17 protein-coding genes are annotated in these 17,035 nt (G+C 42.6%); 12 read left to right on the top strand and 5 right to left on the bottom strand.

Annotation, left to right across the window (positions count from 1 at the left end):
• Positions 1-40: 40 nt before the first annotated feature.
• Genes KEM09_RS00785 through KEM09_RS00775 form a run of 3 tightly spaced genes read right to left on the bottom strand, consistent with a single transcriptional unit; the run spans position 41 to position 1,660 of the window.
• Positions 41-1,018 carry a PspC domain-containing protein gene (locus KEM09_RS00785; RefSeq protein ID WP_212223842.1) on the bottom strand — a complete coding sequence of 326 codons (978 nt, stop codon included), beginning with the start codon at positions 1,016-1,018 and terminating at the stop codon, positions 41-43.
• Positions 1,015-1,359 (bottom strand): PadR family transcriptional regulator, encoded by a 345-nt coding sequence (locus KEM09_RS00780; RefSeq protein WP_212188998.1) that lies wholly within the window; start codon positions 1,357-1,359, stop codon positions 1,015-1,017. The genes KEM09_RS00785 and KEM09_RS00780 overlap by 4 nt, the downstream gene beginning before the upstream one ends.
• Before the next feature lie 25 nt (positions 1,360-1,384).
• The gene (locus KEM09_RS00775; protein WP_212223840.1) at positions 1,385-1,660 is read right to left on the bottom strand and encodes a hypothetical protein; all 276 of its coding nucleotides are present in this window, start codon (positions 1,658-1,660) and stop codon (positions 1,385-1,387) included.
• Between the two features lie 203 nt (positions 1,661-1,863).
• On the opposite strand from KEM09_RS00775, the gene KEM09_RS00770 reads away from it, so the two are divergent.
• The 7 genes from KEM09_RS00770 to KEM09_RS00740 all read left to right on the top strand — a co-directional run bounded on the left by KEM09_RS00770 (position 1,864) and on the right by KEM09_RS00740 (position 7,590).
• Positions 1,864-2,310, top strand: a complete 447-nt coding sequence (locus KEM09_RS00770; protein WP_212223838.1) for a YqaA family protein — start codon at positions 1,864-1,866, stop codon at positions 2,308-2,310.
• A gap of 221 nt (positions 2,311-2,531) precedes the next feature.
• On the top strand, positions 2,532-3,617 hold the full coding sequence (gene trpS / locus KEM09_RS00765; protein WP_212223836.1) for a tryptophan--tRNA ligase: 1,086 nt from the start codon (positions 2,532-2,534) through the stop codon (positions 3,615-3,617).
• A gap of 143 nt (positions 3,618-3,760) precedes the next feature.
• Positions 3,761-4,099, top strand: a complete 339-nt coding sequence (locus tag KEM09_RS00760) for an ArsR/SmtB family transcription factor (RefSeq protein ID WP_212223834.1) — start codon at positions 3,761-3,763, stop codon at positions 4,097-4,099.
• A gap of 22 nt (positions 4,100-4,121) precedes the next feature.
• Positions 4,122-4,544 carry an arsenate reductase ArsC gene (locus tag KEM09_RS00755; protein ID WP_212223832.1) on the top strand — a complete coding sequence of 141 codons (423 nt, stop codon included), beginning with the start codon at positions 4,122-4,124 and terminating at the stop codon, positions 4,542-4,544.
• Positions 4,545-4,547: 3 nt separating this feature from the next.
• Entirely contained in the window at positions 4,548-5,579 is a 1,032-nt protein-coding gene (arsB, locus tag KEM09_RS00750) for an ACR3 family arsenite efflux transporter (RefSeq protein ID WP_212223830.1), read from the top strand.
• 95 nt (positions 5,580-5,674) lie between these two features.
• Positions 5,675-6,055, top strand: coding sequence for a hypothetical protein (locus KEM09_RS00745; RefSeq protein WP_212189004.1), 381 nt, complete (start codon positions 5,675-5,677; stop codon positions 6,053-6,055).
• Between the two features lie 107 nt (positions 6,056-6,162).
• A complete protein-coding gene (locus KEM09_RS00740) occupies positions 6,163-7,590 on the top strand; it encodes a sodium:solute symporter (RefSeq protein WP_212223828.1) in 1,428 nt (475 codons plus the stop codon).
• Here the strand turns inward: KEM09_RS00740 and KEM09_RS00735 are convergent.
• Positions 7,587-8,705, bottom strand: coding sequence for a CapA family protein (locus KEM09_RS00735; protein WP_212223826.1), 1,119 nt, complete (start codon positions 8,703-8,705; stop codon positions 7,587-7,589). The two genes, KEM09_RS00740 and KEM09_RS00735, sit on opposite strands and share 4 nt — an antisense overlap.
• Before the next feature lie 128 nt (positions 8,706-8,833).
• Here KEM09_RS00735 and KEM09_RS00730 point away from each other — a divergent pair, with 128 nt between their 5' ends.
• From KEM09_RS00730 to KEM09_RS00710, 5 genes are all read left to right on the top strand, one after another.
• Complete coding sequence (locus KEM09_RS00730) at positions 8,834-9,172, top strand: MerR family transcriptional regulator (protein WP_212223824.1); 339 nt, start codon at positions 8,834-8,836, stop codon at positions 9,170-9,172.
• Positions 9,173-9,183: 11 nt separating this feature from the next.
• Positions 9,184-10,278, top strand: coding sequence for a Nif3-like dinuclear metal center hexameric protein (locus tag KEM09_RS00725; RefSeq protein ID WP_342343991.1), 1,095 nt, complete (start codon positions 9,184-9,186; stop codon positions 10,276-10,278).
• A gap of 4 nt (positions 10,279-10,282) precedes the next feature.
• Positions 10,283-11,047, top strand: a complete 765-nt coding sequence (locus KEM09_RS00720; RefSeq protein ID WP_212223822.1) for a zinc ribbon domain-containing protein — start codon at positions 10,283-10,285, stop codon at positions 11,045-11,047.
• Between the two features lie 88 nt (positions 11,048-11,135).
• Positions 11,136-12,569 carry a tetratricopeptide repeat protein gene (locus KEM09_RS00715; RefSeq protein ID WP_212223820.1) on the top strand — a complete coding sequence of 478 codons (1,434 nt, stop codon included), beginning with the start codon at positions 11,136-11,138 and terminating at the stop codon, positions 12,567-12,569.
• A 236-nt stretch (positions 12,570-12,805) separates the two neighbouring features.
• The gene (locus KEM09_RS00710) at positions 12,806-14,401 is read left to right on the top strand and encodes a T9SS-dependent choice-of-anchor J family protein (RefSeq protein ID WP_212223818.1); all 1,596 of its coding nucleotides are present in this window, start codon (positions 12,806-12,808) and stop codon (positions 14,399-14,401) included.
• 122 nt (positions 14,402-14,523) lie between these two features.
• Here KEM09_RS00710 and KEM09_RS00705 read toward each other — a convergent pair whose 3' ends face one another.
• Positions 14,524-16,530: a urocanate hydratase gene (locus KEM09_RS00705; RefSeq protein ID WP_212223816.1), complete on the bottom strand. Its 2,007-nt coding sequence runs from the start codon at positions 16,528-16,530 to the stop codon at positions 14,524-14,526.
• Positions 16,531-17,035 lie beyond the last annotated feature (505 nt).

Genomic DNA, 17,035 nt, shown 5'->3' with positions numbered 1-17,035 from the left:
ATTCTTGTCAGTTATTATCAAATAATCTCCCTGTTAAGTATTAGCACATGAGCATAAATCCGCCAAACAGCCAGAATAATACCTTCAATGCCAGCGAACCCAGCAACAGAAATGCAATTAGGTACAACACAATCTTCAGAAAGGTTTTGAATATTAAACCAATAACCAGCAACACAAGCACAAAGGTTAAGGCTCCTGGAAAAAAGATATGATTGAAGGTGGGCACCACATGGTGACTAAAACCTGTAAATACAGTCGCAGGACCATAAAACACCCCATGCCAGTCGGGCATATTAAATAGCAAAGCAGCACCTACTACAGCCAGAATAATAAAGATGGTCGCTTTTTCACTCTTTGAGAAGCGACTAAAAAAGCTCTCTCCCTTTTTATAGGTTTTCGATTCTTTAAAATGACCAAACTTCTTCTTCACCTCATCATACTCATCGCGAATGCTACGTTCAATGTTTTCGATGGTGATACGCTCGCCACGCATTTGCAACTTTTGAGCCGTTGTACGTGCAGGTGGCAATGCTATCCAGAGTATAATATAAATGAGAGGTATACCTCCCCAGGTTAGTACCGTAAGAATAACAAAAAGGACACGTACCAGTACAACATCAATACCAAAGTAAGCTGCTATACCAGCACATACACCACCAAGCACCCTGTTATCAATGTCGCGGTAGAAGCGACGACTGGCTTTGCGGAATACCATTGTGGTTGGAGGCGTATAGCTTTTCTGCTCTTCTCCTTCTCCATCCTCAAACTGCTCTGGTTCGCCCATTGTAGCAATGACTTCATCAACCATCTCCAATGTCACAACACCTGTTTCGCGGTTAATGCGTTCATTAAATATCTCAGCAACACGGCTTTCAATATCAGAGATAATCTCATCACCACTCTCCTGCGAACGAAAAGTTGTCTCAATTTTATCGAGGTAGCTTCGAAGGCGTGTGTAGGCATCTTCATCTATATAGAACATGTGCCCACTAATATTGATTGTTACAGTCTTGTTCATTGTTCGGTTACGTTTTTGGTTTGATGTATTAATTCAACGGCGTTGACAAGCGCCTGCCATGAGGCGTCCATTTCGCCCAAAAAGGTTCTGCCTTCATCGGTAAGTGCATAGTACTTACGGGGTGGTCCCTGGGTCGACTCTTCCCAGCGATAGCTAAGAAGTTTAGCGTTCTTGAGTCGCGTCAAAAGCGGATATAGTGTTCCCTCCACAACAATCATCTTTGCTTCCTTCAACTGATTGATGATGTCTGAAGCATAGGCATCGTTGTTAGACAGGATGAGCAATATACAATACTCTAAAACTCCCTTCCGCATTTGCGCTTTTGCATTTTCTACATTCATTCTCCCGGTTTTATAGAGTTACTTGTTACAGTTTACTTATGATATGATTCTTAAATAAAAAGGCATGTTCCAGATTGGCCTTCCTGGTAGCTTTTACTTTTGTATCAGCACTGTTCTTTCGCTTCACCTCAGCTTTCGCCTTCTTCACATCCTGCTTTTTCTCAACAACAGGCTTCTCCTGTTCCACAATTTTACAAGTATCAGGCTTCTCGGTTTGCGCCAGCATTCCAGCCGAAATACAAAATAGCGCGGCAGCTATCAGTAATAAACGTTGGGTGGATAATGATCTTAAAAGTAACATGACTAATAATACTATCTTAAACAATGAATTTGGTATAACAAATATACAGTCATTAAATGGTACTTTGCAATACATAGTACCATATTTTTTTGAATTATTTTTGTTAAAATCTCTGAAAGTCTTTTAAATAAAGGATTTTGCAGCAACAATATTTTTATGGCGATACACTAATTTTCTTACTTTTGTGCCTCAAAAACTATAAAATGCTGTTTGAATCGGGATATTTTGCATTGTTTTTAGCCTCATTTCTGGCTGCTACAGTAGTACCATTTAGCTCCGAAGCTCTTTTGTCGGGCATGCTGGCCACCAACTACAACCTGTATTGGTGCCTGGGACTGGCCACACTGGGCAACTGGCTGGGCGGTATGAGTTCCTATGGACTAGGCTGGCTGGGCAAAACAAAATGGATTGAGAAATACCTGAAGATTAAACACCAGCAGATAGAGAAAACCCGAAAAATGGTGAGCGGCAAGGAGCTGTGGATTGCTTTGTTTTGCTGGCTACCGGGTGTGGGCGATGTTATTGCCGTAATATTAGGCTTGTTGAAAGTTAATGTTTGGCTGGTGAGTATTGGCATGTTTATCGGGAAACTCATCCGCTATGTTGTATGGGCGCTTATCACCCTAAAGCTCATTACCTGGGTAAGCTAATTCAGTATACAGATGAATTTGCCTACACCTGCAAAGCTAAGAGTATAAATAATTTTCAAATCATCACAATTTTCCCCATTTTTGCAGCTCTTTATTAAGAGATTAGACGGTTAGACGATAGCCTATAGAAAATAAACTGATTGACAATATCCAAATCAGGACAGATTTTATAGAGCTACCTCATGGTTGAATAATAAAAACATTGATAAAATAAGTTCCAGATGGCAGAAGAAAATATAAGTGAAGCAATCAACGCTTCATTCGAAAGAGCTGTTCAGAAGAGTAATGAGTTAGAAGCAGATTTACAAATAAATCCTGAGAAACACCGTGTATTAACAGGCGACCGTCCAACTGGTAACCTGCACATCGGGCACTATTTTGGCTCATTGCAAAACAGGGTGCGCTTACAAAACCTGGGTGTTGAAACATTTATTGTCATTGCCGACTACCAGGTATTGACCGATCGCGATGTGTTTAAGGACATCTCAAAATTTGTTCTGGAACTAACCATTGATTATTTAGCCTGTGGTTTAGATCCACATAAATTTAAGACGCACATCTTCCCGCACAGTCATATTCCTGAATTGAACCAATTGCTGGTACCTTTCCTGTCATTGGTTTCCAACTCCGAATTGAGTAAGAATCCAACCATCAAAGAAGAGATTCAGGCATCGGGGCAGAATGTAATCAATGCGGGTATGTATACTTATCCGGTACACCAGGCAGCCGATATCTTATTCTGTAAAAGTGATGTGGTACCCGTTGGAAAAGACCAGTTGCCACACATTGAATTAACCAGAAACATTGCCAAACGTTTCAACAAGAAATTTAAGGCTCGTGTTTTCAGGGAACCAACCGGCTTATTGAGTGAAACACCAATGATTCTTGGTTTAGATGGTGGCCAGAAAATGAGTAAGAGCCGCAACAACACCATCATGATTAAAGCGACTGAAGACGAAACCATGAAAGCGGTGAAATCAGCTAAGACTGATTCTGAACGATTGATCACCTACGATCCGGATAATCGTCCTGAAGTGGCCAACCTGCTGCGCATTGCCGCGCTGGCATCGGGCGGAACGCCACAAAACCTGGCTGCTGAAATTGGCGACCAGGGTGCCGGTAAACTGAAGCAAATTGTTACTGAATCGATTAACGAACACTTCAGGGAAATTCGTCAGCGACGCGCCCACCTGGAGAACAATTTAGACTTTGTAAAAAGCATTCTTCGTGAGGGCATTGCCGAATCGCGTAATGTCGCACAGAAAACACTGGAAGAAGTGCGCGCAGCCATGAATATGGACATCTAGAAATCAAAAGCATCAAAATAAAGATGAAAGGGAGGCGTTTGCTTCCCTTTTTTAGTGCCCGAATGTTAAAAAACTATTAAATATCATATCGACGTACTTTTACGTCAATCATTAGACGTACTTTTACGTCAAAATTAAACGATATGCCTCAAGCGAAGAATGATCTGTTTGACGAAGACCTGCAGGAGCTGGCACAACTGTATAAGGCGCTGGCGCATCCGGCAAGGCTTCAAATACTCAAGTTTCTGGCCAGCAGAGATGCCTGTTTCTGCGGCGACATCACCGAGGTGGTGCCACTAGGCCGAACTACTGTCAACCAGCATCTGACTGAGCTTAAGAAAGCAGGATTGATACAAGGAACCACACGCGGTGCCAAAACCAATTATTGCCTAAACCAGCAGGGTGTTGACAAACTAAATACACACGGCCTTTCGTTTTGCAACAGCCTTCAATCAAAAAGTTGCGAATCCAGTAATTGTTAATCATCACAAAAAACAAATAACTATGAAAGTATTGATTTTATGCACCGGCAATAGTTGCCGCAGTCAGATGGCTCATGGATTTTTACAGTCTTTTGACCAAAACATTAAGGTGTTTTCAGCAGGCACCGAAGCATCTGGTAAACTGAATGCTAAAGCAGTGCAGGTAATGCAAGAGATAGGCATTGATATCAGTGGTCACACCAGCGACTCAGTTCAAAAATACCTGAACGATGAGTGGGACTATGTCATTACTGTTTGTGGAGGAGCCAACGAATCGTGCCCTGCATTCAGTGGTAAAGTAAAGCATCGTTTACATATTGGCTTTGATGATCCATCACACGCAGAGGGAAGCGATGAGTTTATCATGAGTGAATTTCATCGTGTGCGTGACGAGATTAAAGACGGTTTCTACAAATTCTACATTGAAAACATTAAACAAGCCTAAGGCATGTCGGACAATAAAAAGCAAATCGGTTTTTTTGAGAAGTACCTGACCCTGTGGGTGGCACTGTGTATCGGAGGCGGTATTTTAATCGGCCATTTCTTTGGCGATACAGTTTCGGTTTTAAGCAGCCTGGAAGTATCGGGTGTAAATATCTTAGTGGCTATACTGGTATGGCTCATGATTTACCCCATGATGCTGCAGGTAGATTTCACCAGTATCAAAAATGTGGGAAAACGGCCCAAAGGGCTAATCCTGACACTGGTTGTTAACTGGCTGATCAAACCATTTACAATGGCTTTCTTTGCCTGGATATTCTTCAGCAAATTATATGGTGCATTCATAGAACCAGAGCTGGCCGGTGAATATATTGCAGGAGCCATCCTGTTAGGCGCTGCTCCTTGTACAGCCATGGTGTTTGTATGGTCGTACCTTACTGATGGCGACCCTAACTACACTCTGGTGCAGGTGTCGGTGAATGACCTTATTATATTGGTGGCCTTTGTGCCAATAGTTGGTTTTTTGCTGGGCATCACCAATGTGACTATCCCTTATGATACACTGGTAAGCAGTGTGGTCATCTTTGTGGTGGTCCCTTTACTGGCTGGCACCGTTACCAACCGTTACCTCATTAAGCGCCATGGACAAGAATGGTTCACACAAACATTCTTACCAAAGTTTAAGCCGGTAAGTGTTTTTGCTTTGCTGGCCACATTGGTCTTGCTATTTGCGTTTCAGGGGCACAATATCACACAAAATCCCTTGATCATTCTTTTGGTAGCTATCCCCCTAATTATTCAGACCTATTTCATCTTTTTCATTGCCTGGTTTGGGGGGCGCAAGCTGAAGCTTCCACACGCTGTATGTTCACCAGCATCCATGATTGGGGCCAGCAACTTCTTTGAATTGGCCGTGGCGGTAGCCATCGCACTGTTTGGCTTACAATCACCGGCAGCACTGGTAACCGTAGTGGGTGTATTGGTTGAAGTACCGGTTATGCTATCCTTAGTAGCATTAGCAAATAAATGGAAATATTAAAAAAACAGATAATTAACAGTCAGTGGTTATTAGTAAAGAATGTTAAACTACTAACCACTGACTGATAACTACTGACTAATTATTATTTTTGCAGCATGATTTACTTATTGGCTGGCATAGTAGTAGCGTTAGTAGTGGCTTTCATCTTTTCACGAAAGTCAGGTACTGATGCAGAAGAACAAACCATTGTGGCTGATGACTGTTGTGGGGCACATGAAGTATGTGAAGCCGACAGCCTGCTTAGTAGCAGCGATAAAGCTGAATATTACGAAGATGAGGAGCTGGACAGCTATCAAGCCAAACAAGCCAACAGCTATTCTGATGAAGAAATTGAGCAGTTCAGAGAAGTACTGTTTACCCTTAAGGAGCGCGAAGTGGCAGGCTGGCTTAAAAGCCTTCAAATAAGAGGCATCAATCCACCAGATATCATCCGGGAAGAAGCACTGATGATTGTAGCCGACAGAAGAGGCCTGTAATAATACGTGTCACCTCAATCACAGGCATCTCGATCACCAACAACAGATGCCTGACCTCTTAACTTACCAACTTATCTTATATCTTAGTGCTGTAAAATTCAAAACCAATGAATCCAGCATTAACAGCTACCATCATAGCCAGCTATTTTGGCCTTTTAATCCTTATTTCCTTTTTAACCAGCAAAAAGGCCGATAACGATACCTTCTTCAGAGGCAATAAACAATCGCCCTGGTACATAGTATCCATCGGAATGATTGGGGCATCATTGTCGGGTGTTACCTTTATATCGGTACCCGGATGGGTGGGTTCAACCGGTTTGACCTATATGCAGATGGTATTTGGCTATTTTTTGGGATACCTGGTGATTGCGCATATTCTTCTGCCACTATACTATCGTCTTAACCTCACCTCTATTTACGCCTACCTTGATAAACGTTTTGGATTCTGGTCGTATAAGTCGGGCGCGGCCTTGTTCCTGTTGTCGCGTACCATCGGTGCGTCAGCTCGTCTCTACCTCATGGCCAATGTGCTGCAAATAGCAGTTTTTGATGCCTTCAATATTTCCTTTGAAATAACCGTGCTGGTGACCATATTGCTAATTTGGCTCTACACCTTTCGCGGGGGTATCAAAACAATCATATGGACCGATACTTTACAAACACTTTTTATGCTGCTGAGTGTTGGCATTACGGTCGTGGTTATTGCCAAAACCATGAACCTGTCTTTTAGTGGTATGATATCGGCCATTGCCAATAGTGAATACTCACAGCTGTTTGAGTTCAATGATTTATCGTCGAAACAGCACTTTATCAAACAGTTTTTCTCAGGTGCTTTTATTACCATTGTTATGACCGGACTAGATCAGGATATGATGCAAAAGAACTTAACCTGCCGTAATCTGAAAGATGCACAGAAGAACATGCACTGGTATGGTTTCTCATTCGTTCCTGTGAACCTGCTTTTCTTGAGTCTGGGCGTGCTTTTGTTTATGTTTGCAGCTAATCAAGGCATTGCCATTCCTGAGCGATCAGATGATTTGTTCCCGATAATTGCAACTGGCGGTTATCTGCCTAAAATTGTGGGCGTGTTCTTTATGCTGGGATTGGTAGCGGCTGCCTATTCAAGTGCCGACTCTGCTTTAACATCGCTCACCACCTCCTTTTCGGTAGATATATTAAATATTGAAAAGAAGGATGAAGCGCAAGCCAAACGCACTCGTTTTAAGGTGCACATCGGATTCAGCCTTTTGCTGGCTTTGGTAATATTGTTATTCAGAGCTTTTAACAACGACAGCGTCATCAGCACGGTATTTAACCTGGCCGGTTATACCTATGGGCCACTGCTGGGTTTGTATGCATTCGGTTTATTCACCAAATTCAAAGTACGCGACAGCTTAGTTCCCATCATAGCCATCCTGTCACCTATAATCATTGGCATACTGGATTACAACTTCACCATTGGTTTTGAAAAGCTGATATACAACGGTGCCATTGCTTTTACTGGACTTTTGCTGATCACCAAATACAATGACTAGAGTCGTTTGGGCACCTCTACCTGATAATTAGTAAAACCTATGCTCTTAGATGGCATAGGTGATTCAAACGGCATGTAGAAATCACCATCATCATCAATGAGTAAAAGATGGTTTAATTCCGGAAAGTCAATTTTGGTAAGATCACGCATTTTATACACCACTGCATTTCCAGGATCTCGTAAAGTTCCTTTTCCCTTTATCTGGTAGAAGGCATGGATTTTACCCCTAACAAATGAGCCATCGCTGTTGGTCCACACCTGTACCACTGGCGATAAGGCATTAGGACCGGAAAGGTTAAACCTGCTGTAGGTACAGAAGTTACCCAAACTGTAGGCAATAAATCGATTTTTATAAATCTCAATGGAACGCGGCACATGTGGGCCATGTCCAAAAACAATATCTGCACCAGCATCAATCACGGCATGGGCAAAAGCATACACGTTACCTCTGTTTTCGCCGTAGAAAGTCTCTGTTTCTCTTGTAACATGCATATGCGCTTTACCTTCGGCCCCTCCATGAAAAGATACTATCACATAATCACACTGTGCATCCAGCTCCTCAACAATACGCACTGCACCTGCAATGTCGCCAATTTGAGCCGTTCCGGTGTTGGGAGCAAATGCACACATACCTACCCGCTGTCCGTTTATTTCCTTAATAACAGAAGGCTTATCCACCAGTCCGGCAAAAGCAATATCCAAGCTATCCAGCAGCTTACGGGTTGTTTTGAGTCCAGCTGGTCCAAAATCCCTAATATGGTTATTGGCAACACTCACAAAATCAAAACCTGCTCTTTTTAACACCGGCGCATAGCGTGTTGGTGTTTTAAAGGCATAGCACTTCGTGATGTCCTTACAGCGCTTAAATACATCCCCTTCATCCAGGAAAGCACCTTCCAGGTTACCGAACACCACATCCGCCTGTGAAAATACCGGTGCCACCTCATGTAGCAACGGCCAGGGATCATCATTCGGTGGTAAATAATCGGCAGATGGGAAGTGGGTACCCAACATCATATCCCCTACTCCAATAAACGACAATCCGCTATTCTGTTGCGAAAAGCCTGAAATAATGATACCAAACACACCAATCAAAAGCAGGGATAATTTTTGCATAATCTAACTATTAGGATGCTAAAGATACAATTTTGGAACCAAGGCGAATGGCCACCATTTGGCTTTTCGCGAAAATACCGCTAATATTGTGTTAGCGCATTTCAAAACTACGTAGTAAAAATTATATCATGCCTTATAAAGAGCAAAAAGTTGAAAGATTGTTCTATTCCATTGGTGAGGTAGCCGAGATGTTTAATGTTAACACCTCGCTCATCCGCTTCTGGGAAAAAGAGTTTGACATCATCAAGCCTCATAAAAACAAAAAAGGCAACCGCCTGTTTACTCCAAAGGATGTAGATAACTTCCACCTCATATTTCACCTGGTGAAGGAAAAAGGAATGACTCTTAAAGGCGCTCAAAAAAAGCTTAAAGAAAACCATGACGATACGGTTAATAACTTCGAAGTGGTATCAAAGCTTAAAGACATCAGAGAGTTACTGGTGGAAATCCGTGATAATATAGATTAAGACAGTCAATTGTGCAGATTCAGGATATTTTAAACGAACTGGAAGAGTTCGCCCCTTCAGCATTAAAGGAAGATTTTGATAATGTTGGCCTGTTGGTGGGCAATGCCGCCACAGAAGCAACCGGTGTACTTATCACTTTGGATATTACAGAAAAGGTAATGGATGAAGCCATTGACCTGGGCTGTAACCTGGTGGTGGCCCATCATCCGATTATGCTTTCGGGACTAAAAAAAATTAATGGCCGCAATGCTACTGAACGCATCGTCATCAAAGCCATACAACACAATATTGCTATTTATGCGTCACACACCAATGCCGACTCGGTGATTAACGGGGTGAGTGGCCGCATGTGTGAAAAACTGGGACTCCAGAACTGTAAAATACTTGCCCCCAAGAAAGAGAGCTTGCTTAAGTTGGTAACATTTGTACCTGCCGACCATGCTGAAAAAGTGCGCGAAGCTGTTTTTGCTGCCGGTGCCGGTCAAATTGGTAATTATGACGCCTGCAGCTACAATGTAAATGGACAAGGCACCTTCAGAGCAGGTGACAATACCAGGCCGTATGTGGGTGAAAAAGGACAAATTCATACAGAAGCTGAAGTGCGCATCGAAACCATCCTGCCTGCCTACCAGAAGGGGAAAGTGCTAAGTGCCCTGTGGAAAGCTCATCCATACGAAGAAGTAGCCTACGACCTTTACCCATTGGCCAATGAATGGCCCTCTGCCGGAATAGGTATGGTGGGCGATTTACCTGATGAAGTTGATGAAGCCACGTTTCTTAACCGGGTGAAGAATAAATTCAATGCAGGATGTGTTCGCTACACCAACCTGCTGAATAAACCAGTGAAGCGTGTGGCCGTATGTGGTGGTTCGGGCAGCTTCCTGTTGGGTAAAGCCATAGCCGAAAAAGCAGATGTGTTTATTACCGGTGATTTTAAATATCATCAGTTTGCCGACGCCGAAGACCGTATTCTAATTGCTGATATCGGACATTTTGAGAGCGAACAGTACACTAAAGAAGTTTTTTTTGAGTTACTTACAAAAAAATTCTCTAATTTTGCAATCCATTTATCAAACGTGAATACCAATCCCGTAAATTATTTATAACAGCATGGCAACAGATTCAAAAGCAAATGCACCAGAAATGACGGTAGAGGAAAGATTAAAAGCTCTTTATGACCTTCAGAGTGTGGAGTCGTCGATCGACAAGATTCGTACGTTAAGAGGAGAACTTCCTTTGGAAGTGCAGGATTTGGAGGACGAAATTGAGGGGCTTGATACCCGTATGGCCAACCTTGATGGGGAGGTTAAGAAATTAAATGACGCCATCCTGAGTAAGAAAAACGAGATTAAAGAAGCTGACTTATTAATTAAGAAATATGAGGCTCAGCAAGGCAACGTGCGTAACAACCGCGAGTTCGATTCTTTATCTAAAGAGATTGAGTTCCAGAAGTTGGAAATCGAGCTTTGCGAAAAACGCATTAAAGAATTTACTGCTGAACTGAAGAATAAAAAAGAAATTGGCGAGTCATCTAAAACTCTTTTAGAAGAGCGTAAAGCTGACCTGGATGCCAAAAAGAAAGAGTTGGAAGAAATCGTTGGCGAAACTCAGGTTGAAGAGGAACGCCTGATTCAGAAGTCTTCTGACATTATGAACGTTATTCCGGAACGTCTTCAGGTAGCCTTTAAGCGCATCCGCAAGAATGCCCGTAACGGACTGGCCGTTGTAACTGTTGAGCGTGATGCATGTGGTGGTTGCTTTAACAAAATTCCACCTCAGCGCCAGATGGATATCGCTTCTCGCAAAAAGATCATTGTTTGCGAATATTGTGGCCGTATTTTGGTTGACGGTGCCATGGGTGATACTGTAGAATAAGCATATTCGATAATAAATATAAAGCAGCCGGACTTGTTCCGGCTGTTTTTGTTTGTAGCTTTTGCTATTTTTAATGCAAAACAAACGCATGAAACACATCCTGACCGTTTTTTTTATTACAGCATTTGCACTGCAGCTAAGCGGGCAATCCTCCTATCTGCTGTCACCCCAAGGTCAGGCAACCCTGCATCAAATCTACCAGACGCCACAGGCTAACTTACATCAATTCGAAAGCAGGAATAACCCATCCATTGAAGATGAGTACCTGCGTCTCTACGGGCTTTTCATGACCTATCAGGCCAATGAGCAATCCATTCACGCGAATTCCTTTCATCAAGGGTTAAAACACTTCGAAACTCATTTTAATGATGATGAGCGCTTTCATTTAATGCAGGTCACACTCCTTATCCAGCAAAGTCTGTTGTATTGGAGCAACGAAGCGTACACCGATGGCGTGCGTGCTTTTTACAAAGCCCATCGTGTGTTTGCGAGAGCCGATAGGGCTAATTTTCAATATGACTACGATAAGATAAACGGCTTGTTTAATGTATTTCTGAGTCAGATACCCGAGCAGTACCGTTTCTGGGCTTCACTATTCGGATTACAGGGGGATGCTGACAAAGGTTTACAACTACTGAGAAATAACCTGCAAAATAGTCATCTTAACGAAGGTGCCAGACAGGAAGCATTGGTGGCCTACTCCTACTGCCTGCTTAAATTTGGCGAACCAGACAAAACAGAAATCATTCAGTTAATGGCTTCTTCGCAAAACCTTCACTCGCCTGTTCTATCATTCGTTATAGCATCTTTAGCTATTAAAAAACAATTGGGCACTGAAGGCTTAAGCTATGTCGAAAATCTTCCTTATCAGACTTACCAGGCCTTTCCATTGTTGTACCATGTGAAAGGCCGCTTATTATTAAATCAACTGGATAGTGCAGCCACCAACTCTCTGCATACTTTTACTAAGCTCTACAAAGGACAATCCTTTCGGACAGATGCCCTGATGCGTCAGGCCTGGTGGTGGCATATTCAGCAGAATTTAAACAAGCGGGATAGTCTGATAATGCTTGCGAAACAACAAACCGTCTTCTCAACATCCAACGACAAGCAAGCGCAAAAAGAGTTAGTCGCATTGCCAGATGAGCCAGTAACCTTACTTAAAGCACGCCTGCTATTTGATGGCGGCTATTATGAGAAAGCACAAGCAGCATTGATGTCTTCAAACACTTCACAGTTGAGTAGGTATTACCTGCCGGAGTATCATTATCGGCTGGGGCGCATCAATCAGGCACTTAATAAGCACCAGGATGCGCAGAAAGACTACGATATAGTCATTAGCTTATGCCAGGATGATAAGCGCTATATCGGTCCATATGCTGCAATAGAGTCGGCTAAAATTTATTTGAGTCAAAATGATAGTACCAAAGCTCAGCAATACCTCCAACAAGCGCATCAACTAAACACCGGGGAGTACAAGCAAGACATATCCCGCACCATTGCCTCTTTAATTAAGCAATAAGCGCTGCTGCGCATTACATAAACTTAACACTCCACATAAATTCTTTCGTGGCTGCCAGTCAATACTATAAATTGCCTGATCAACCGCAAGCTCGCAGCTGGCAAGATAACTAGACCTACTAGTCTACATATACTTAATAATTACTTAATATTTAAGTTCTTAAATCACCTCCATTCATACTATTTTTGTTTATATTAGTATTGATATTTTTTTCTTTTAACCTAAAACACATTTATATGAAAAAGTTTTTACTCTTTTTATTAATTTCTCTAATCCCACTTTCAGGCTTTTCCCAAGCCAGTGACCTTTTCTTTTCAGAGTATATAGAAGGCTCAAGCAACAACAAGTACATTGAAATTTTTAATGGTACAGGCGCACCTGTTAACCTATCTGATTATCAAGTAATATTGTTTTCAAACGGTTCATCCACGCCAGGAAACACACTTGATTTAGAAAATATTGATCTAGCTGACAATGCCGTATATGTAATTGCTAATGCAAGTGCAGATATTTACAATTCGGCTAACACAACCTCAACGGTTACCTATTTCAATGGAGATGACGCAATAGCTTTAAAAAAAGTATCAACTGACAGTTATGTTGATATCTTTGGTTGCATTGGAGAGGACCCCGGGAGCGCTTGGACAGACGGAGCGCATTCAACCGCAAATAAAACACTTGTAAGAAAGGCTTCTGTTAGTGGCGGTGTTACAACAAATCCTACATCGGGTTTTCCCACACTTGTGTCTGAATGGAATGTATACGACCAAGATGAAGCCAGTTACCTTGGCTCACACACTTTTTCAACCGTCGTTGGTACTGTTGAATTAACATCTCCAGCTGGTGGTGAAAATTATACTGCCGGACAAGTTGTTAAGTTCATGTGGAACTCAACCAATGTTTCAAATGTCTATTTTGAGGTTTGGACTCAGGAATCTAAGTGGGAACAAATCACTGACAATATTGCTTCACCCGATGGGGACAATGAGTATGACTTTACTATTCCTGCTAATGCCTTTTCATGGGACGGCTACAAGCTAAGAGTTGTTGATGCAGATAATTCATCGGTATCAGATGAGTCAACCGCTTTTATAATTGACGGGCACGACACCGAATTATTATGGGAAGATTTCTCTGGTTCCCAATTTAATAGCACATTCCAATATAGTGTACTCGGAGCCAACAAACAATGGACAGCCTATAGTGACTATGCACAAATGAATGGCTACGATAATCAAAACATGGAAGCTGAAGAAGATTGGTTAATCACCAATGCCATTAATATGGATAATACAACAGAAGAATTATTTGTATTTGAGTCTTCAGTCAATTATGACAATGTTAATTCCAGTCTTGAAGTATACTATTCAACAGATTATTCTGGTACAGGAGATCCAACTGGTTCAACCTGGAATACCTTGAGTGCAACTTTTGCCACATCCACAACCTTTACACATTCTGGCTATATTGATGTTTCTGCAATAAGTGGCACTGTATATTTTGCTTTTAAGTATCTGAGCTCTGCTGACGGAGCTGACTTGTGGCAAATTAAAAATATTGAAATCACCGGGGTTGATACACCAACCAGCGTAGATAGCCAAAAGGCATCCGAAGTTGTTATCAGTCCAAACCCATTTACTAACGAGTTATACATTAAGGGAACAAAAGAGCTACAAAACATCATCCTGTTTAATACGGCCGGACAAGTTGTTATGAACGACCAGTCAGGCAGTAAACGTGTAAGCACGGCAAACTTACCAAAGGGTATGTATATTGTACAAGTGAAATTTATGGATGGTACATCAACTACTCAAAAAGTAATCAAGAAATAAGATTTTCCCCTCTAATAATTCAAAAGCTGTCACGCGCTTGTCGCGTGGCAGTTTTTTTGATCAAAAAAAGGGCCTGCCCACCGGCAAGCCCCCAACTAAACTATATTAAAGCTAAATGAATCCTAGAATAAGCTGTCGATGAACTTATCGTCAGTGAGATTAGGGATGGTCACCTTTAACTGAGGATTAGCATCCATGGCACGTTTAATGGCAAAAATAGCGCCTTCGTTACGTGCCCAGCTACGACGCGAGATACCGTTATTTACATCCCAGAACAGCATGTTGGTCAGTCTGCGGTGAGCATCATCAGAGCCATCCAGCACCATACCAAAGCCACCGTTCATTACTTCACCCCAACCTACGCCTCCACCATTGTGGATAGACACCCAGGTAGCGCCACGGAAAGAGTCACCAATAACATTTTGCACTGCCATGTCAGCTGTAAATTGTGAGCCATCATAAATGTTCGATGTTTCACGGTATGGGCTATCGGTACCCGACACATCGTGGTGATCGCGGCCTAATACGACTGGTGCAGAGATACGTCCTTCAGCAATAGCTTTATTGAATGCTGCTGCAATGCGCATACGTCCTTCGGCATCGGCATACAGGATACGCGCCTGCGAACCAACCACCATCTTGTTTTTACCGGCTTCCTTAATCCATAGGATATTATCAGCCATCTGCTGTTGTATCTCAGCTGGTGATTCTTTCATCAATTCTTCCAGCACGTCAGTAGCTATCTGGTCAGTTATTTCCAAATCTTTTGGATCGTTGCTGGCACACACCCAACGGAACGGACCAAAACCGTAATCGAAGCACATAGGCCCCATGATATCCTGCACGTAAGAAGGATATTTAAAGTCACCCTTCTCATTCATAATATCAGCTCCTGCACGGCTCGACTCCAACAAGAAGGCGTTACCGTAATCGAAGAAATACATGCCATTATTGGTGCACTTGTTGACCGCCGCCACATGACGACGCAGGCTCTCCTGAACTTTCTCTTTGAACAGTTCAGGATTTTCGGCCATCATTTTGTTTGACTCTTCAAACGACAAGCCAACAGGGTAGTAACCACCTGCCCATGGATTGTGCAACGAAGTCTGATCAGAACCTAAATCCACATGGATACCTTCTTCGGCAAATTTCTCCCAAACATCCACCACGTTACCCTGGTAGGCAATAGACACCACTTCTTTGGCTGCCTTCGCTTTTTCGACACGTGCTACCAGTTCATCCAAATCTGCAATCACCTCATCAACCCAGCCCTGTGAGTGGCGCGTATGAGTAGCCTTTGGATTCACCTCAGCGGTGATACTGATAACACCGGCAATGTTACCGGCTTTTGGCTGAGCACCTGACATACCGCCCAAACCAGCCGTGATAAACAGCTTACCGGCCAAATCAGTTTTTCCTCCTGAAATCTTACGTCCTGCATTTAAAACAGTAATGGTTGTGCCATGCACAATACCCTGTGGACCAATATACATAAACGAACCGGCAGTCATCTGACCATATTGAGTAACTCCCAGGGCATTGAATTTCTCCCAGTCATCCGGCTTGGAGTAGTTCGGAATCATCATTCCGTTAGTTACTACCACGCGTGGTGCATCTTTATGTGATGGATACAAGCCCATTGGATGTCCCGAATACATCACCAAGGTCTGCTCATCAGTCATGGTAGCCAGGTACTGCATACATAAGCGGTACTGTGCCCAGTTCTGGAAAACAGCTCCATTACCTCCATAAGTAATCAGCTCGTGCGGGTGCTGTGCCACAGCATAATCCAGGTTATTCTGAATCATCAGCATGATAGCAGCTGCCTGACGTGATTGATGAGGAAATTGTTCCAGATGGCGTGCTTTCATCTCATAATCAGGACGCAGGCGATACATATAAATACGTCCGTAAGTATTAAGCTCTTCCAGGAATTCAGGTGCCAGCTCGGCATGATCCTTTTCCGGGAAATACCGTAAGGCATTCTTTAGCGCCAGTTTCTTCTCTTCTTCGGTTAATATCTCCTTACGCTTTGGCGCGTGGTTAATGTTTGGCTCATAAGCTTTTGGAGCCGGCAACACTTCAGGAATCCCCTCTAAAATTGCTGCTTGAAACGCTTGTGTATCCATATATGGTAAGTTTTAATTTTTCGATTTTGAGCGAAATTACAACCATATTCAGCTTATATACATGACAAAAGGCAAATTGAGTAAAATCAGGTTTTGAAAAAAGCTGATAGCTATTAGCTTCTAGCTGACAGCACAAAACACTATGCCCCCCCACAGTCTTTCAACTGCTTCTCCAAGAAGAGCATTGATTATCTAGATGTAGCTATCATTCTTTTATATCTTCCCCTTGGGGAAGTGCCTGAAAGGCGATGGGGGATTATAATCAAAATTCTCTCCGCTAGCGCGGATTTCCAATCCGTGCTCCTAAAACAAAACACAAAACAACACAAGTAATCACGACTTTAGAATGTTTAAGCAGTGCACATGATTATAGTGGAGGCAAAAGGCTTATTAGATGTGTTTGTTGTTAAGTAATTGGCACGGATTTCAAATCCGCGCCAGCTTCAGTCTGAAAGACGACGAAAACAATACCTCATAACCCATTCATTTTCAACACCAATAAACA

Origin of the sequence: Carboxylicivirga mesophila, assembly GCF_018271975.1 — a bacterium.
Classification (GTDB): Bacteria; Bacteroidota; Bacteroidia; order Bacteroidales; family Marinilabiliaceae; genus Carboxylicivirga; species Carboxylicivirga mesophila.
The sequence above is the reverse complement of the archived record's forward strand: the minus strand, read 5'-3'. Positions and strand labels throughout refer to the sequence as shown.

Excerpts from the sequence above, each read along its gene's own strand:
- KEM09_RS00785 (WP_212223842.1), bottom strand. The coding sequence starts at position 1,018 with ATGAACAAGACTGTAACAATCAATATTAGTGGGCACATGTTCTATATA.
- KEM09_RS00780 (WP_212188998.1), bottom strand. The coding sequence starts at position 1,359 with ATGAATGTAGAAAATGCAAAAGCGCAAATGCGGAAGGGAGTTTTAGAG.
- KEM09_RS00775 (WP_212223840.1), bottom strand. The coding sequence starts at position 1,660 with ATGTTACTTTTAAGATCATTATCCACCCAACGTTTATTACTGATAGCT.
- KEM09_RS00770 (WP_212223838.1), top strand. The coding sequence starts at position 1,864 with ATGCTGTTTGAATCGGGATATTTTGCATTGTTTTTAGCCTCATTTCTG.
- trpS (WP_212223836.1), top strand. The coding sequence starts at position 2,532 with ATGGCAGAAGAAAATATAAGTGAAGCAATCAACGCTTCATTCGAAAGA.
- KEM09_RS00760 (WP_212223834.1), top strand. The coding sequence starts at position 3,761 with ATGCCTCAAGCGAAGAATGATCTGTTTGACGAAGACCTGCAGGAGCTG.
- KEM09_RS00755 (WP_212223832.1), top strand. The coding sequence starts at position 4,122 with ATGAAAGTATTGATTTTATGCACCGGCAATAGTTGCCGCAGTCAGATG.
- arsB (WP_212223830.1), top strand. The coding sequence starts at position 4,548 with ATGTCGGACAATAAAAAGCAAATCGGTTTTTTTGAGAAGTACCTGACC.
- KEM09_RS00745 (WP_212189004.1), top strand. The coding sequence starts at position 5,675 with ATGATTTACTTATTGGCTGGCATAGTAGTAGCGTTAGTAGTGGCTTTC.
- KEM09_RS00740 (WP_212223828.1), top strand. The coding sequence starts at position 6,163 with ATGAATCCAGCATTAACAGCTACCATCATAGCCAGCTATTTTGGCCTT.
- KEM09_RS00735 (WP_212223826.1), bottom strand. The coding sequence starts at position 8,705 with ATGCAAAAATTATCCCTGCTTTTGATTGGTGTGTTTGGTATCATTATT.
- KEM09_RS00730 (WP_212223824.1), top strand. The coding sequence starts at position 8,834 with ATGCCTTATAAAGAGCAAAAAGTTGAAAGATTGTTCTATTCCATTGGT.
- KEM09_RS00720 (WP_212223822.1), top strand. The coding sequence starts at position 10,283 with ATGGCAACAGATTCAAAAGCAAATGCACCAGAAATGACGGTAGAGGAA.
- KEM09_RS00715 (WP_212223820.1), top strand. The coding sequence starts at position 11,136 with ATGAAACACATCCTGACCGTTTTTTTTATTACAGCATTTGCACTGCAG.
- KEM09_RS00710 (WP_212223818.1), top strand. The coding sequence starts at position 12,806 with ATGAAAAAGTTTTTACTCTTTTTATTAATTTCTCTAATCCCACTTTCA.
- KEM09_RS00705 (WP_212223816.1), bottom strand. The coding sequence starts at position 16,530 with ATGGATACACAAGCGTTTCAAGCAGCAATTTTAGAGGGGATTCCTGAA.